13 protein-coding genes are annotated in these 15,384 nt (G+C 72.5%); 4 read left to right on the plus strand and 9 right to left on the minus strand.

Annotated features, from left to right (window positions below; all coding sequences use genetic code 11):
* Nucleotides 1-205: 205 nt before the first annotated feature.
* Genes CFK41_RS16960 through CFK41_RS16975 form a run of 4 tightly spaced genes read right to left on the minus strand, consistent with a single transcriptional unit; the run spans nt 206 to nt 5,488 of the window.
* Nucleotides 206-1,840, minus strand: coding sequence for an ATP-binding cassette domain-containing protein (locus CFK41_RS16960; protein WP_096800738.1), 1,635 nt, complete (start codon nt 1,838-1,840; stop codon nt 206-208).
* Nucleotides 1,840-3,510, minus strand: coding sequence for an ABC transporter substrate-binding protein (locus CFK41_RS16965; RefSeq protein ID WP_096800739.1), 1,671 nt, complete (start codon nt 3,508-3,510; stop codon nt 1,840-1,842). The genes CFK41_RS16960 and CFK41_RS16965 overlap by 1 nt, the downstream gene beginning before the upstream one ends.
* Nucleotides 3,507-4,553: an ABC transporter permease gene (locus CFK41_RS16970; protein WP_096800740.1), complete on the minus strand. Its 1,047-nt coding sequence runs from the start codon at nt 4,551-4,553 to the stop codon at nt 3,507-3,509. The genes CFK41_RS16965 and CFK41_RS16970 overlap by 4 nt, the downstream gene beginning before the upstream one ends.
* On the minus strand, nt 4,550-5,488 hold the full coding sequence (locus tag CFK41_RS16975; RefSeq protein WP_227873133.1) for an ABC transporter permease: 939 nt from the start codon (nt 5,486-5,488) through the stop codon (nt 4,550-4,552). The genes CFK41_RS16970 and CFK41_RS16975 overlap by 4 nt, the downstream gene beginning before the upstream one ends.
* Nucleotides 5,489-5,943: 455 nt before the next feature.
* On the opposite strand from CFK41_RS16975, the gene CFK41_RS16980 reads away from it, so the two are divergent.
* From CFK41_RS16980 to CFK41_RS16990, 3 genes are read left to right on the plus strand one after another with little or no spacing between them, the layout of a single operon-like run.
* The gene (locus CFK41_RS16980) at nt 5,944-6,837 is read left to right on the plus strand and encodes a hypothetical protein (protein WP_096800742.1); all 894 of its coding nucleotides are present in this window, start codon (nt 5,944-5,946) and stop codon (nt 6,835-6,837) included.
* A gap of 58 nt (nt 6,838-6,895) precedes the next feature.
* A complete protein-coding gene (locus CFK41_RS16985; protein ID WP_096800743.1) occupies nt 6,896-8,125 on the plus strand; it encodes a toxic anion resistance protein in 1,230 nt (409 codons plus the stop codon).
* Nucleotides 8,126-8,162: 37 nt separating this feature from the next.
* The gene (locus CFK41_RS16990) at nt 8,163-8,855 is read left to right on the plus strand and encodes a FadR/GntR family transcriptional regulator (protein WP_096801163.1); all 693 of its coding nucleotides are present in this window, start codon (nt 8,163-8,165) and stop codon (nt 8,853-8,855) included.
* 248 nt (nt 8,856-9,103) lie between these two features.
* Here CFK41_RS16990 and CFK41_RS16995 read toward each other — a convergent pair whose 3' ends face one another.
* The 5 genes from CFK41_RS16995 to CFK41_RS17015 all read right to left on the minus strand — a co-directional run bounded on the left by CFK41_RS16995 (nt 9,104) and on the right by CFK41_RS17015 (nt 13,717).
* Nucleotides 9,104-10,042, minus strand: a complete 939-nt coding sequence (locus tag CFK41_RS16995) for an amidohydrolase family protein (protein WP_096800744.1) — start codon at nt 10,040-10,042, stop codon at nt 9,104-9,106.
* Nucleotides 10,029-11,027 carry an aldo/keto reductase gene (locus CFK41_RS17000; RefSeq protein WP_096800745.1) on the minus strand — a complete coding sequence of 333 codons (999 nt, stop codon included), beginning with the start codon at nt 11,025-11,027 and terminating at the stop codon, nt 10,029-10,031. The genes CFK41_RS16995 and CFK41_RS17000 overlap by 14 nt, the downstream gene beginning before the upstream one ends.
* Complete coding sequence (locus tag CFK41_RS17005; RefSeq protein ID WP_096800746.1) at nt 11,024-11,362, minus strand: L-rhamnose mutarotase; 339 nt, start codon at nt 11,360-11,362, stop codon at nt 11,024-11,026. The genes CFK41_RS17000 and CFK41_RS17005 overlap by 4 nt, the downstream gene beginning before the upstream one ends.
* A 28-nt stretch (nt 11,363-11,390) precedes the next feature.
* Entirely contained in the window at nt 11,391-12,785 is a 1,395-nt protein-coding gene (locus CFK41_RS17010) for an enolase C-terminal domain-like protein (protein ID WP_096800747.1), read from the minus strand.
* Between the two features lie 77 nt (nt 12,786-12,862).
* Complete coding sequence (locus CFK41_RS17015) at nt 12,863-13,717, minus strand: fumarylacetoacetate hydrolase family protein (RefSeq protein WP_169928859.1); 855 nt, start codon at nt 13,715-13,717, stop codon at nt 12,863-12,865.
* A 298-nt stretch (nt 13,718-14,015) separates the two neighbouring features.
* Between CFK41_RS17015 and fucP the strand changes: the two genes are divergently transcribed.
* Complete coding sequence (gene fucP, locus CFK41_RS17020; protein WP_227873134.1) at nt 14,016-15,383, plus strand: L-fucose:H+ symporter permease; 1,368 nt, start codon at nt 14,016-14,018, stop codon at nt 15,381-15,383.
* The last annotated feature ends 1 nt before the right edge of the window (nt 15,384 follow it).

Here is a 15,384-nt window from a genome sequence, read left to right on the forward strand (position 1 = left end):
TGGCCGGGCGGACCTCGCCTGCCGAGCCGGCCCCGGGGCACCTCCCCTCCGCCATTGCGCGCTGTGCTTCCACGGCTGGAAGCCAGGTGCACAATAGCGTCCCGTCCGGCCGGAAGCGGCCAGCACGACCGGGGCCGGCGAACGCGACCGGGTCCAGCGAGCACGACCGGTCCATCTCAGCCCGCGCCGGAAGGACCGACCCCGCTCACGCCGCCGTCGGCCCGCCTTCGCGCAGCCGGCGCTCCGGGTTCGGGATGCTGGCCAGCAGGGTGCGGGTGTACTCGTGCTGCGGGTCGCCGAGCACGGAGCGGGTGGGCCCCTGCTCCACGGTGCGGCCGGCGCGCAGCATGGTGACGTGGTCCGCGAGGGAGCCCACGACGGCCAGGTCGTGGCTGATGAACACGCACGCGAAGCGCGCCTCCTCGATCGCGTCGCGGAGCACCTCGATCACGTGCGCCTGGATGGTGACGTCCAGGGCGCTGGTGGGCTCGTCGGCGATCAGCAGGGACGGCCGACGGATCAGGGCCCGCGCGATCGAGACGCGCTGGCGCTGACCGCCGGAGAGCTCGTGCGGCAGTCGCGTGGAGTACGACGCCGGCAGACGCACCAGCTCGAGCGCCTCGCGCACACGGCGCGCGGTGTCCAGGCGGTTCACGTCCCCCGCGAGCTGCAGGGGCTCCCCGATCGACCACCCCACGGTGCGCCGCGGGTTCAGCGAGGAGGCCGGGTTCTGGAAGACCATGCCCACCCGTGAGTATGCCGCCCGGCGCTCCGCCCGGGGCAGGCTGCGCGGGTCCACGCCGTCGAGCTCGAGCAGTCGCGCCTCGGTGGGGACCAGCCCGGCCAGAGCCTTCCCCCAGGTCGACTTGCCGGAGCCGGACTCGCCGACCAGGCCGTGGATCTCCCCGCGGCGCACCTCCATCGAGACGTCGTCGAGCGCCCGATGCCCGCCGCCGCGGCGCTGGTACTCGACGGAGAGCCCCTCGATCCGGACGACCGGGGCCTCGTCGGCCCCCGCCCCGTCGGCCGTCGCACCCATCTCCCCCGCGAGCGCCTCGTCCAGGCGCGGCACGGCCCGCAGCAGCTCCTGGGTGTACTCGGAGGCGGGAGCGGTGAGCACCTCGCGCACCGGCCCGGTCTCCTGGACCTCGCCGTCGCGCAGCACCACCACGTCGTCGGCGATCTCCCCGACCACGCCCATGTCGTGCGTGATCAGCAGGATCCCCACCTCGCCCTCGTCCACGATCCGCCGCAGCAGCTCGAGGATCCCGCGCTGCACGGTGACGTCGAGCGCGGTGGTGGGTTCGTCGGCGATCAGCAGGTCGGGGCCGCCGCTGAGGGCGAGCGCGATGACCACGCGCTGCAGCTCGCCGCCGGAGAGCTCATGCGGGTACGAGGCGGCGGTGCGGTCCGGATCGGGCAGGCCCACCGAGCGCAGCAGCTCGGTGGTGCGGGCCTGCACCCGGGCCTTCCCGCGCAGGTCCTCGCGCACGGCGAGCACGTCCCGGAACACGGCCGAGACCTTCATGACCGGGGACAGCGACTGCCCCGGCTCCTGGAAGACGGTGCCCACGCGCCGGGCGCGGATCCGTCGCAGCTGCGTGGCCGAGCGGCCCACGAGCTCCTCCCCCTCGAGCACCGCGCTGCCGCCCACCTCGGCGCCCGGAGGCTGCAGGCCGATGGTGGACAGGGCGGTGATGCTCTTGCCCGAGCCGGACTCACCGACCAGGGCGGTGATCCGGCCGCGGCGCACGGTGAGATCCAGGCCGGTCACGATCGACCGGCCCGCGATGCCCACCTGCAGGCCGCGGAGGGCGAGGAGCTCGTCGGCGGTGCTCATCAGCCGAGCGTCACCGTGAGGTAGTTCGGGTACGCCGGGAACTCGCCGATCACGAAGTTCTCGACCCCGGAGCCGTGCAGGAAGGAGTTCTTCGAGTAGATCAGCGGCACCACCGGGGAGTCCTCGAGGATCTGCTTGTCCACGGCGGCCCACTTCGCGTGCGCCTCGTCGGCGTCGAGCGTCGAGGAGGCCTCCAGGATCGCCTTGTCGACGTCGGGGTTGTCGTAGCGGGCGAGGTTGTAGTTGCCGTTGCCGATCTGGCTCGAGTCGAACAGCGGGGTCAGGTTCGCGTTCGGCGAGGGGACGTCCGGCTGCCAGGAGCTGAGCACCAGGTCGTAGCCGGTGCCGTCGCCGGCGGTGACCTCGGAGTCGTAGGCGTTCTGGTCCAGGGGCTGGATCGTCACGGTGATGCCGGCCCGGGCCAGGCCCTGCTGGATCGCCTCCGCCGAGGCGGTGTCGTCCTCGGTGATCAGCAGGCGCAGCGAGAGGTCGCTCGCGCCGGCCTCGGCCAGCAGCGTCTTCGCCTTCTCCGGGTCGCCGGCGGGCTCGTCGCCGTACAGCGAGTACTCCTCGCGGCCGGCGATGCCCGGGGTGATCAGCGTGGTCGCGTAGTCGCCGGAGATCTCGCCGCCCTTCGCGGTGCGGTAGGCCTCCTTGTCCACGGCGTACTGGATCGCGGTGCGGACCTTGACGTCCTCGAGCGCCTTCGAGCTCGTGTTCAGCGCGAGGTACTCGAGCGCTCCCGGCCCGGAGGTCACCAGGCGGTCGCCCACCTTCGGGTCGTTCTGGGCCTGGACCAGCTGGGCGGTGGGCACGAAGCTCGCCAGGAAGGCGTCCTGCGCGTCGGAGCGGTCGGCGATGAGGGACTGGGCCACGACGCTCGGGTCCTGCGCGAGGGCGAACTCGATCGTGTCGGGGCCGCCGGTGCGGGCCGCGTCGGTCGCACCGTCCCACTTCTCGTTGCGCTCCATCACGGCCTGGCTGCCGGCGGAGTAGGACTTCAGGCGGTAGGGGCCGCTGGCGATCGGCGCGGTGGCGTACTTCTCCGGCTCGCCGGAGTCCTCCGGGACGGGCGCGAAGGCGGGCGTCGAGGCGATCCAGCCGAAGTCGCCGTAGGGGCGGTTGAGGTGGAAGACCAGCGTGGTCTCGTCCGCGGCCTCGATCGAGTCGAGGTGCTTGCCGGAGAAGGGCCCCTCGTAGTCCTCGCCGCCCTCCAGCAGCACCTTGTGGTAGGTCAGGCCGCCGGTCAGCTCGGAGGCGAAGGAGCGCTCGAGGCCGTACTTCACGGTCGCGGCGGTGATGGGGGTGCCGTCCTCGAACAGCAGGCCCTCCTGGAGGGTGAAGGTCCAGGTCTTGCCGTCGTCCGACGGGGTGCCGGTGTCGGTGGCGAGGTCCGGGATCAGCTCCGTGGGGGCGTCGGCGGAGGTCTTCCAGGCGGTGAGCCGGCGCGCGATCAGGCCCAGCGTGGTGATCGCGAGGTTCTGGCTGGTGGCCGGGTCGAAGCTGATCTCCTCGCTGGAGGTGAAGATCGTCAGCGTGCCGCCGCTCTCGCCGCCGCCGGCGTCGGAGGAGCCGCTGGAGTCGTTGCTGCAGGCCGCGAGGGCACCCAGGCCGAGCAGCACGGGGCCGGCGGCGAGGAGGCCGCGGCGAGGGAGGCGGGGGCTGTTCATGAGGGGTTCTCCTGGGTGGTCGTGGTCGGGGTGGTGGCTGTGGGGGTTGCGGGGCGTCGGCCGCCGACGGCGAGCCGACGGTCCAGCAGGGGCCGGGCGAGGTCGGCGGAGAGGTTCGCGAGCACGATCAGCAGCGAGCCGAGGAAGGTGGTGCCGACGATGACGGGCAGGTCCGCGGTCGCGGTCGCGTCCAGCAGCAGGGCGCCGAGCCCGGGCAGGCCGAAGATCCGCTCGGTGATGACGGCGCCGCCGAGCAGCGCCCCGATGTCGAGGGCCACGAGGGTGGTCAGCGGCAGCGCGAGGTTGCGCAGGGCGTAGCGGTCGATGCGGCGCTCGGAGAGGCCGGCGGCGCGCGCGGTGCGGGCGTAGTCCAGGCCCAGCTGCTCGATCATCGAGGAGCGCACCAGGCGGGCGTAGACGGCGCCGTTGAGGAACGCGAGGGTCGCCCAGGGCAGGACCAGGTGCCGGGCCCACTCCAGGGGACCGTCGGCGAAGTTCTCGTAGCCGCCGCTGGGCAGCAGGTCCAGCCGCAGCGCGAAGACGACGACGGCCAGCAGCCCCACCACGAACGCCGGTGCGGAGGCCGCGACCACGGAGATCCCGGTGACGACGCGGTCCAGCAGCCCGCCCTGGCGACGGGCGGACAGCGCGCCCGCGGCGACGCCGAGGATCACCTGCAGCGCCACGGCCCCCAGCGCGATCGAGAGGGTCACGGGGAACCGCTCGATGATCAGCGAGGTCACGTCCTGGTGGTACTGGAAGGAGTAGCCCAGGCACGGTGCCGCGCACTCGACGACGACGTCCGCGGAGCCGAAGGTGCGGCCCACGAAGATCGCGGCCAGGAAGCTCCCCAGCTGCGCCCACCAGGGCGTGTCGAAGCCCATGAAGCCGCGGGCGGCCTCGAGGTCCTCGGGCGAGCACGGCTTGCCGCACATCCGCAGCGCCGGATCGACGGGGGCCATGTAGAAGATCGCGTAGGTCAGCACGAGCACGGCCAGCAGCACGCCGAGGCTGCGGACCGCACGGAGCACGGCGGGGTTCATGCGCGGCCTCCGCGGGGGTCGAGGGCGTCGCGCAGGGTGTCGCCGAGGATGTTGAAGGAGAAGGTCACCAGGAAGAGGGCGGCCGCGGGGAACAGCAGGAACGCCGGGTCCACGAGCAGCCAGCCGATGGCGTCGCCGATCGAGCGCCCCCACGACGGGGTGGGCGGCAGCATGCCCACGCCGAGGAAGGACAGCGTGGCCTCCGCGGCGATGCGGCCCGGCAGCGAGATGCAGGAGTAGACGATCACGGTGGAGGCGACGTTGGGCAGCACCTGGTGGCGGAACAGATGACCGAAGCGGGCGCCCATCACGCGCGAGGCGACGACATAGGGCTGCTGCACGATGACCCGGGTCTCCGCGGCGACCACACGGGCGATGCCGGGCCAGCCGAACATGCCGATCACGAGCGTGAGCAGGAGGGCGCGCGGCGCCTCGAGCGGGAACAGGGCGCTGAGCGCGATCGCGAAGATGAGGAACGGGAAGCCGAGGGTGACATCGGTGGCGAAGTCCACCAGCTTCTCGACCAGGCCGCCGACGGCGCCGGCGACGATGCCGAGGACCACGCCGATCAGCGTGGCGAGGACCGTCGAGGCGAGGCCCACCAGCAGCGAGACCCGCGCTCCGTAGAGCACGAGGGAGAAGAGGTCCCGGCCCGTGCCGGGCTCCACGCCGAACCAGTGGGCGCCGCTGACCCCGCCGAACGCCCCGGCGGGAGAGGTGTCCGCGGCCAGGGCGTCCGAATGGTAGGTGAAGGGGTCGTTGCCGCTGAGGGCCGCGAGCTGCGGGGCGAGGAGCGCGCCGAGCACGCTGAGCACGACGACCACGGCGGCCGCGAGGGGCAGCGGGCGCAGGAAGGCGCGGCCCACGCCGGGGCGCGCGGGGCGCTCCTCGTGGGACGCGGCCGCCTCGGCGGGCAGCGCTTCGCTCGAAGTCATCATGAGAGCTTTCAGTCGTTCAAACGTAAACCGTGACGACGCATCAGTATGCCACCGCGGATCCCTGCTCACCCCTCCAGGTGACGCACTATGCACGGGCTGTGCGCGAGGCTCCTCCTCGACGGCCCGGCCGACGCCACGGGCACCTCCCCCTCCGCCATTGCGCGCTGTGCTTCCACGCGTGGAAGCCAGACGCACAATCGCGTCACGTCCGGCCGGGCGGCGCGGGGGGGGTGGACGGGCGGCGCGGCCGGCGCGCACGTCCGGTGCGGACGTCCGGTGCGGACGGGCCGGCGTGGAGGAGATGTCCGGATATCCCCAGGGCGTCGTCCAGCTCCTCGCGATAGCCTTTCAGCACGCCCAGGTCGAGGGGCCCGCACGGCACAGGACGGCGACCGCATCGCTCCCTCCCCGCGGCACCCTCGTCTCCGTCTCGGGGGAGGACAGAAGGAGCAGTGAGCGCAGCACAGGATCCGTCGGCCGAGCCGCCGACGAACGGGGACAGCAGGTTCCCCGATCCCTTCGCGCCCTCCCCCGGCGATCAGGACCTCCCCTGGAAGGCCACCGCCGAGCGCCGTGACCTGTGGGGGCCGGTCCAGAAGCCGCTCGAGGGGACCGTCAGCTCCCCCGCCTCCCGCGCGGTCGGCCGCCCCCGTCGCTCACCCCTGGTGCGCTTCGGGGCTCCCGTGGTGGTCGGCGGGCTCGCGGCGCTGATCACGCTGGCGGTGGTGCTCGGCACCGGGCTCGGCGGCCCGCTGCTCGCCGTGGCCGCGGCGGCCGGTGTGGGCGTGGTGGCCCTGGGCGGCGTGGGCGTCGCCGCGAACCTGCCCCGCCGTGAGCAGGAGCGCCCGGTGCTGGACGCCTCCGTCGCCGGCGGCACCCGCGAGCTGCTCGAACGGATCCTCACCGCCGACGTCACCACCCGGGAGCGCCTCGCCCCGCTGCGACCCCAGGCAACCAGCACGCCCGCCGCCGTCACCGTGCTCGACGCCGTCGGCACCCTCACGACCAGGATCGACGCCCTGGTGGGCTCCGAGCGGCTGCAGGCACAGCGTGCGTCCTCGAGCGAGGTGATGATGCTCGAGGGGATCGCCTGCCGCTACGTGCCCGAGCTGGTCGACGCCGCGGGCGAGACCATCGGCTTCCTGCGGACCTTCGAGGGGACCGCCCGGCAGGAGGCGATGGCGAACCTCGAGAGCATCGACCGCCAGCTGGACGTGCTCCGCGAGGAGGTCGAGCAGATCGAGGGCGACATCGTCGGCGGCGTCTCCCGCTCCCTCGAGGTGCACGCCGAGTTCCTGCGCACCCGCTTCGCCGACCATCACCTGGACCCGATCATCGACGTCTGATCGCCCCAGCTCCCCGACCACAGACTTCTCACCCCGCGAATCCACCCAGGAGGCCCCGATGGACAAGCTCCAGCCACCCGCTCCCGCCCAGGAGATCACCCCCGCCGAGCCGGTCGCGTCGGTCGACGACGACCAGGCCGGCGCGATGCTGCCCGACGTCCCCGCCGAGCAGCAGGCCGAGCTCGAGCAGCGGGCCGACTCGTGGGTCGAACAGGTCGCCCAGCTCAACCCCCACTCCCAGGAGTACACCGCGCAGGTCAACGCGCTCGGCGCGGTCGCGCGGCGCACCTTCGAGCGCACCACCCAGACCTCCTCCCGCTTCATGCAGCAGTCGCTGCGGGAGTCGAAGGAGAAGGGCACCGCGCAGGAGTCGGTCGCGAAGTCGCTCTCCGAGCTGCGCACCACCATGGAGGATCTTGCCCCCAAGGAGGAGACCTTCGGCAGCAAGGCGCTGGGCTGGCTGCCCGGGCGCAACGTCGCCAAGCGCTACTTCCGCACCTTCGAGTCCAACCAGGACCAGCTGGACCAGGTGCTCGGCGCGCTCGGCCGCGGCCAGGAGATGCTGCAGAAGGACAACGCCGAGCTGGCCGTCGAGCGTCGGGCGCTGTGGGAGGACCTCGCCGCCCTGAAGAAGGCCTCCTACCTGCTGGGCCTGCTGGACGACCGGGCGGTGCGGCGCGCCGAGCAGACCCGCGCCGAGGGCAGGGCCGCCGAGGCCGACGCCCTCGAGCGGGACGTGCTCTTCGCCGTGCGCCAGCGCCGCCAGGACGTCGCGACCCAGATCGCGGTCACCGTCCAGGCCTACCTGTCGATGGGCCTCATCGAGGACAACAACACCAAGCTCCAGCAGGGCGTGGAGCGGGCGCGGACCACCACCGTCACCGCGCTGCGCACCGCGGTGATCACCGCCCAGGCGCTCGAGAACCAGAAGATCGTGCTGGACCAGATCGACGCGGTCAACCGCACCACCGACAACCTCATCTCCCGCACCTCGCAGATGCTCGCGGACAACTCCGTGAAGATCCAGGAGCAGGCCGCGACCTCCGGGGTCTCCGAGGAGACGCTGCAGAAGGCCTTCGACAACCTGTTCACCACGATGGACGGCATCGACGCCTTCCGCTCCCAGGCCAACCAGAACTTCCTCACCACGGTGACGAACCTGGAGCGGCAGGTGGAGCGCTCGCAGCCCTACCTCGAGCGGATGCAGAAGGAGCAGCCCGAGCACGAGCAGATCGAGCAGGCGAGCGCGAACGCGATGGATCTGCTCGAGATCGAGGACCCGCGATGACGCGCGTCCCTCTCCCCACCATGAAGGGATGGCGCTGATGGCCTCAGCAGTCACCGACCGCGCGATCGGCGCGATCAAGCAGATGGTCATCGACGGGACGCTCAAGCCCGGCGATCGCCTGCCCACCGAGAGCGAGCTCTCCGAGCGGATCGGCGTCTCGCGCAACTCGCTGCGCGAGGCGGTCAAGGCGCTCTCCGTGATCCGGGTGCTGGACGTGCGCCAGGGCGACGGCACCTACGTGACCGCGCTCGAGCCCGAGCAGCTGCTCGAGTCGCTCGCGTTCGTGCTGGACCTCCATCAGGACTCCAGCTACGTGGAGATCATCGAGATCCGACGCCTGCTCGAGCCGGTCGCCGTCGAGCAGGCCTGCCCGCATCTGGTCGACGAGGACTTCGTGCGGCTCGAGCAGACCATGGCCGACCTCGACGGCAGCTCCACCATCGAGGAGCTCGTCGAGGCCGACATCGCCTTCCACCACCTGATCAACGACCGCTGCCCCAACGACTACCTCAGCTCGCTGCTGGACAGCCTGGCCAGCTCGACCTCGCGGGCGCGGGTGTGGCGAGGCCTGACCGACGACTCGGCCGTCGAGCGGACCCTCTCGGAGCACCGCCGGATCCTGGACGCGCTGCGCGCCGGCCGCGCGGACCTGGCCCGCACCTACGCCGCGGCGCACGTCGCGGGCGTCGAGTCGTGGCTGCTCCAGAAGGGCGAGCCGCCGGTCAGCTGACGCGGGCGGCGGCCCAGCCGCCCCGACGCAACAGCAGCCCTCAACGGTCAGCTGGCGAACCGGAATCGCGCCGGATCTGGTTCGCCAGCTGACAATCGGCACGCCCGGCCCGGCGAACCGCGGTGTCACCACCACCACGCGGCCACAGCAGCGCTCAACGGTCAGCTGGCGAACCGGAATCGCGCCGGATCTGGTTCGTCAGCTGACTATCGGCACGCCCGGCCGGGCGAGGCCTGGCCCGGCCGCGGTCAGGTGGCGGGGGCCGGGTCGCCCGGGCGGCGGTAGATGCGGGCGGCGGTCCCGCGGGTCACGGCGGCGACGTCGGCCGCCTCCCAGGTGCGCACGTGGGCGAGCAGGGGCGCGAAGCCGCTGCCGAGGTCCAGGTGCGTGGGGGCGATCGGCCAGTCCGAGCCGACCATCAGACGGTCCGCGCCGAAGAGCTCGAGAGCGCGGTCCGCAGCGGCGGCGAAGTCGCCGTCACCGCTGGTCGCGAGGCCGGAGACCTTCGCGACGACGTTCGGGCAGGCCGCGATCCGCTCCAGCTGCGCGTCCCACAGCGGCATCGCCGCGGCGTCGCCCAGCGGCGGCTTGCCGAGGTGGTCCAGCACCACGGTGAGACCGGGATGGCGACGGGCCACGCACTCCACCTGCTCCATGTGGCGCGGGAAGGCGTCGGGCACGTCGAGCGGCGGACCGGCCTCGGCGAGCAGATCCAGGGACTGCGCGACCTCGGGCCGGTCCAGGAACCCGGGGTCGGGTTCGTCGTGCACGAGATGGCGCACGCCCACGAGGTGGTCGGTGCGCTGCGGATCCGCGAGCGCCTCGCGCACGGCGGCGGGGTCCATCAGCGGCAGCCAGCCCACCACGTCGGCGCGCACGACGGTGCTCGCTCCCCCGTCCGGCCCGGCCTCGATGGCGCGGGCGGCGCGCTGGAGGTGGGCGGTGTCCGCGGTGGTGTCGTCGGCCTGGACGAGCACCACCCGGGTCACGCCGAGCTGCTCGAGGTCGGCGCGGACGCCCTCGAAGGACACGGTGCGCCGCAGCGGCTCCGCGGCGCCGGCGAGCCAGGCGTAGGAGCTCTCGGCGAGGTCCCACAGGTGCAGGTGGGTGTCGGTGACGGCCCCGGCAGCACCAGCCCCGTCGGCCCCGCCGACGACCCCGTCGGCCGACGGATCAGCGCCCGGCATCGGGGCTCTCCCCGGTCGCCGACCCCTGTCGCGCGGCGGCCTCGAGGCGGGCGACGTCCTCCCAGGCGACCTCGGGGATCTCCACGCCCATGCGCTCGGCATTCGACTCCACCTGGGCGGCGGTGCGCATGCCCAGCGCCACGGAGCGCACCGCGGGGTGGCGCAGCGGGTACTGGACGGCGAGGTCCGGCAGGGTCACGCCGTGCCGCTCCGCGATCGCGGCGAGCTCGCGGGCGCGGGCGATCAGCTCGGCAGGAGCCTGGGCGTACTCGTAGTGGGAGTCCTCGGCGACCTGGTGCCGGGAGAGCAGGCCGGAGTTGAACACGGAGACCGCGACCACTCCCACCCCGTGCTCGATGCAGGCCTCGAGCAGCTCGGCGGAGGCCGCCTGCTCGAGCAGCGTGTAGCGGCCGGAGAGCATGACCAGGTCGATCAGCCCGGTGCGGACGGCGCGGGTGAGCACGTCGGCGTCCTTGGAGCCGACGCCGACGGCGCTGACCAGGCCCTCCTCGCGCATCGCGGCGAGGGCGGGCAGGCCCTCCTCGATCGCGGCGTCCGCCGGGCCCTCCTCGGGGTCGTGGGCGAAGAGGATGTCCACGCGGTCCAGGCCCAGGCGCTCGAGGGACTCGGCGTGCGAGCGGCGCACCCCGGCCTCGGTCCAGTCCCAGCGGCGCACGAGGTCGTCGGGGACGTGGAAGCCGTTCTCGAGGTCGTCGCCGGTGCCCGGGCCGGGCACCAGCAGGCGCCCCACCTTGGTGGAGACGAGGTACTCGTCGCGCGGGTACCCGGCCAGGCGCTCCCCGAGCCGGCGCTCGGAGGTGCCGACGCCGTAGTGCGGGGCGGTGTCGAAGTACCGGATCCCGGCGTCCCAGGCGGCGCGCACGGCGCCGTCGGCCTCCTCGTCGGTCGTGACGCGGAAGATGTTGCCGAGCTGGGCGGCGCCGAAGCCGAGGCGCGGCAGCGCGAGCGGCTGGCGGGCGCTCATGCGCTCACCCCCGCGGCAGGCTGCTCGGGCAGCTCCCAGACGGGACGGATCCCGGTGTCCTCGCCGCCGTAGTCGTCGACCACCTCGAGGTACTGGTTGATGTGCTCCTGCCAGCGCTGGTTGACCGGGTCCTGGGCGAGGGTGCGGCGCATCGCCTGGTAGTCCTCGACCTCGACCAGGTGGAAGATGTCGCGGCCGTCGCGCCAGATGCGCCAGGCGTGCACGCCGGCGGCGCGCAGGGACGCGTCGAGCTCGTCGGGGATGCGGGCGTGCTCGCGGTCGTAGTCGGCCTCGCGGCCCTCTGCGATGCGGGTGTGCAGGGCGATGTTCTCCATGGGGAGATCCTCTCAGTGCGCGCGGGGTTCAGGGGGCGACGGCGGCCGACGGGGCGACCGGCGCGGCGCCCGGGGTGCCGGCGGCCGACGGATCCGACAGATCCGAAGAAGCCGACGCGACCCCCTCAGCGCCCTCGGCCCAGACCGGCCCGTCGGGGAACAGGTGGTCCTGCACCGAGGCGGCGTGCATGCGCGCCCCGCCGCCGACCTCCTCGGGCGGCATGTAGGCGCCGTTCTCGATGCGCACAGGCACCTCGAAGTGCTCGTGGAGGTGGTCGACGAACTCGATGCGTCGGCGCTGGTCCTCCCCGCCCACGGCGACCGCGTCGAGGAAGGCCACGTGCTGGACCATCTCGCACAGGCCGACGCCGCCGGCGTGGGGGCAGACGGGGATGTCGAACTTCGCCGCGAGCAGCAGGATGGCGAGGTTCTCGTTGATGCCGGCGACGCGGGTGGCATCCGCCTGCAGCACGTCGATGGACCCGGCCTGCAGCAGCTGCTTGAACAGCACGCGGCTCGCACCCTGCTCGCCGGTCGCGACGCGCACGGGGCTGACCCCCTGGCGGATCGCGGCGTGGGCGAGGATGTCGTCGGGGCTGGTGGGCTCCTCGACCCAGTACGGCTCGTACGGGGCCAGGGCGCGGATCGCCTCGATCGCCTCGGCGGTGCCCCAGCGCTGGTTGGCGTCGATCGCGATCGGGAAGCCGGGGCCCATCACCTCGCGGGCGATGCGCATGCGGCGCTCGTCGTCGGCCGGGTCGGCTCCGACCTTGAGCTTGACCATCTCGAAGCCCTCGTCGCGGGCCTCGCCGAGCAGGCGGGTGAGCTTCTCGTCGCTGTAGCCGAGCCAGCCGGGAGTGGTGGTGTAGGCGGGCACGCCGTGCTCGCGCAGGGCGGCGATGCGCTCCTCCTTGCCCTCCGCTCCGCGCCGCAGGATCTCCAGCGCCTCCTCGCGGGTCAGGGCGTCCTCGAGGTAGCGCAGGTCCACGAGGTCCAGCAGCTCCTCGGGGCCGAGGGAGGCGAGGGTGAGCCACAGCGGGCGGCCCTCGCGACGGGCGCGCAGGTCCCACAGGGCGTTGACCACGGCGCCGATCGCCATGGTCATGACGCCCTTGTCGGGGCCGAGCCAGCGCAGCTGCGAATCGTGGGTGAGCTCGCGGTACATCCCGCCGAGGTCGGCGAGGACCTCCTCGACGTCCCGGCCCACGAGGTGCGGGGCGAGCGCGGCGATCGCGGCGCTCTGCACGTCGTTGCCGCGGCCGATGGTGAACACCAGGGCGGTGCCCTCGTCGGGGGTGTCGGTGCGCACGGTGAGGTACGCGGCCGAGTAGTCCGGGTCGGTGTTCATGGCATCGGAGCCGTCGAGATCACGGCTGGTGGGGAAGCGGACGTCCTGGACGTCCAGGGCGGTGAAGATGCTCATCGGGTCGCTCTCTGCGAGGTGGCCGCGGCCGAGGAGGTCGTGGCGGGGTACGTCGTGGCGGGTCAGATCGTGGCGGGTCAGATCGTGGCGGGGACGAAGGTGGTGCGCTGGGCGCCGAGGTTCTCGATGCCGATCTCGACGACGTCGCCGGCGACGAGGTACGGGAAGCGGCCCGAGAGGGCGACGCCCTGCGGGGTGCCGGTGTTGATGAGGTCGCCGGGCGAGAGCACCATGAACTGCGAGAGGTGCTGGATGATCTGCGCGACGGAGAAGATCATGTCGGCGGTGGTGGAGTCCTGGCGGGGCTCGCCGTTCACGCTCGAGGCCAGGCGCAGGGTCTGGGGGTCGATCTCGTCGGCCGGGACCAGCCCGGGACCGAGCGGGTTGAAGCCGCGGGCGTTCTTGCCCTTGGACCACTGCCCGCCGGACTCGGCCAGCTGGTAGCCCCGCTCGGAGACGTCGTGGCTGGTCACGTAGCCGGCGATGACACCGAGCGCGGCCTGTTCGTCGGGCAGGTAGGCGGCCTCCATGCCGATCACGACGCCGAGCTCCACCTCCCAGTCGACCTTCTGCGCGCCCGGCGGGATCTCGACGTCGTCCTCGGGGCCCACCACGGTGTTGGGGTGCTTGTGGAACAGGATCGGGACCGCGGGCGGCTCCGCCCCGGACTCGGCGGCGTGCGCGGCGTAGTTCTGGCCGATGCAGAGCACGGCCTGCGGGCGGGCGATCGGGGCGCCGATGCGCTCCGCGTCGGCCCCTTCCCAGACGGGCAGGTCCCCCGCGGCGAGCGCCTCGCGCACGCGCGCGATGCCGTCGGCGGCGAGGAAGCCGCCGTCGATGTCGGCGGTCAGACCGTCGAGCCGATAGGTGGCTCCCTCGGAGACCACAGCCGGCTTCTCCTGGCCCACCGGGCCGAGACGTCGCAGTTCCACGGACATTCCCTTCGTGATCGGGCTCGGTGCCTGTCGCCGCCGGCGGGGACCCGAGCCCCGTCGACCGGAAGATCATCCCATCTTTCCGAACGACTCGGCAACCCTCCCGTACTGCCGGGCTCATCACTCCGACCACCGACGTCGACGCAACGGGGGAAGTGCGCACGGTGTGACGGAGAGATCTGGGCCGACATGCAGGGCCGCATCGCCCCTGATAGCGTGCCGCGGGTCAGCGCAATCATCGGACCACTCCAGAGGGCCGTGATGCACTCGATGACGAGCTCTGCGAGGAACCCCCATGACGTCACCCACCACCCGGACACCCGCCGTGGACACGCCGAGCCCGGGGCGGCGCGGCTTCCTGCACCGCGGCATGCGCCTGCCGTTCATCCTGATCGTGACCTGCTTCGCCGCCTGGGGCGTGCTGAACAACATGACCGACCCGCTGGTCTCGGTGTTCAGCTCCGTCTTCTCCATGGGGGCGTTCCAGTCCTCGCTGGTGCAGTTCGCGTTCTACGGCGCCTACTGCGTGCTGGCGATCCCGGCCGCCTGGATCAACTCCCGCCCCGGCTACAAGGGCGGGGTGCTCATCGGCCTGCTGCTGGCCAGCTTCGGCGGGTTCCTGTTCTTCCCGGCCTCGCAGATCATGACCTACACGATGTTCCTCGCGGCCCTGTTCACCCTGGCGGCGGGCCTGTCCATCCTGGAGACCAGCGCCAATCCCTATGTGATGGCCATGGGACCGGAGGCGACCGCCACGCGCCGCCTGAACGTCGCCCAGGCCTTCAACCCGGTGGGCTCGAACCTCGGCGTGCTCCTGGCGGCGATGCTCATCCTCCCCCGCGTGAACCCCTCGACCGCCGAGGAGCGCGCCGCCCTCTCCCAGGACGAGCTGGAGTCGATCCGCTCCTCCGAGCTGCAGGCCGTGATGGGGCCGTACATCGGCGTGGCGATGGCCCTGGTGCTCATCGCGATCGCGATCGCGATGGTCCGCGTCCCGAAGAACCCGGCCGTCATGGCCGATGCCGAGCGCGGCGCGGAGCAGCGGATCGGCGCGCGCCTCTCCCGCCTGCTGCGGAACCGCCGCTACTCCTTCGGCGTGGTCGCGCAGTTCTTCAACATCGCCGCGCAGATCTGCATCTGGACCTTCACCATCCACTACGTCACCGAGACCCTCGGGGTGGACGACACCCGGGCGGGCTACTGGCTGCAGGCCTCGCTGCTGGTCTTCCTGATCATGCGCTTCGTGATGGTCGCACTGATGGGCCGCTTCGACGCCCGGAAGCTGATGGTCCTGATGTGCACGCTCGGCACGGCGCTGTCCGTGCTGGCCGTGCTGAGCGGGAACATCGTGGGCGCCGTCGCGATCGTGCTGCTCAGCGGCTGCATCTCCCTGCTGTTCCCCACGATCTACGGCGTCGCCCTGGAGGGCCTGGGACAGGACACGAAGTACGGCGCGGCCGGCCTGATCATGGCGATCGTGGGCGGGGCGGTCATGCCGCTGCTCCACGGCTGGGTGATCGACATCAGCTCCGCCCGGACCAGCTACCTGGTCGTGGCCGTCTGCTTCGCCGTGGTCGCCGCGTACGGGATCTACGTGCTGCGCACCCCGAGCCCCGCCGCCGCGGAGTCCGAGGCCGAGGCGGGAGCGGACACCGCCGCCTGAC

Origin of the sequence: Brachybacterium ginsengisoli, from assembly GCF_002407065.1 — a bacterium.
GTDB classification, from domain to species: domain Bacteria; phylum Actinomycetota; class Actinomycetes; order Actinomycetales; family Dermabacteraceae; genus Brachybacterium; species Brachybacterium ginsengisoli.

Bases quoted from the DNA above. Each gene is read 5' to 3' on its own strand.
- CFK41_RS16975 (WP_227873133.1), bottom strand. From the start codon at position 5,488: ATGACTTCGAGCGAAGCGCTGCCCGCCGAGGCGGCCGCGTCCCACGAG.
- CFK41_RS16970 (WP_096800740.1), bottom strand. From the start codon at position 4,553: ATGAACCCCGCCGTGCTCCGTGCGGTCCGCAGCCTCGGCGTGCTGCTG.
- CFK41_RS17005 (WP_096800746.1), bottom strand. From the start codon at position 11,362: ATGGAGAACATCGCCCTGCACACCCGCATCGCAGAGGGCCGCGAGGCC.
- CFK41_RS16960 (WP_096800738.1), bottom strand. From the start codon at position 1,840: ATGAGCACCGCCGACGAGCTCCTCGCCCTCCGCGGCCTGCAGGTGGGC.
- CFK41_RS16985 (WP_096800743.1), top strand. From the start codon at position 6,896: ATGGACAAGCTCCAGCCACCCGCTCCCGCCCAGGAGATCACCCCCGCC.
- CFK41_RS16965 (WP_096800739.1), bottom strand. From the start codon at position 3,510: ATGAACAGCCCCCGCCTCCCTCGCCGCGGCCTCCTCGCCGCCGGCCCC.
- CFK41_RS16995 (WP_096800744.1), bottom strand. From the start codon at position 10,042: ATGCCGGGCGCTGATCCGTCGGCCGACGGGGTCGTCGGCGGGGCCGAC.
- CFK41_RS17000 (WP_096800745.1), bottom strand. From the start codon at position 11,027: ATGAGCGCCCGCCAGCCGCTCGCGCTGCCGCGCCTCGGCTTCGGCGCC.
- CFK41_RS17010 (WP_096800747.1), bottom strand. From the start codon at position 12,785: ATGAGCATCTTCACCGCCCTGGACGTCCAGGACGTCCGCTTCCCCACC.
- fucP (WP_227873134.1), top strand. From the start codon at position 14,016: ATGACGTCACCCACCACCCGGACACCCGCCGTGGACACGCCGAGCCCG.
- CFK41_RS16990 (WP_096801163.1), top strand. From the start codon at position 8,163: ATGGCCTCAGCAGTCACCGACCGCGCGATCGGCGCGATCAAGCAGATG.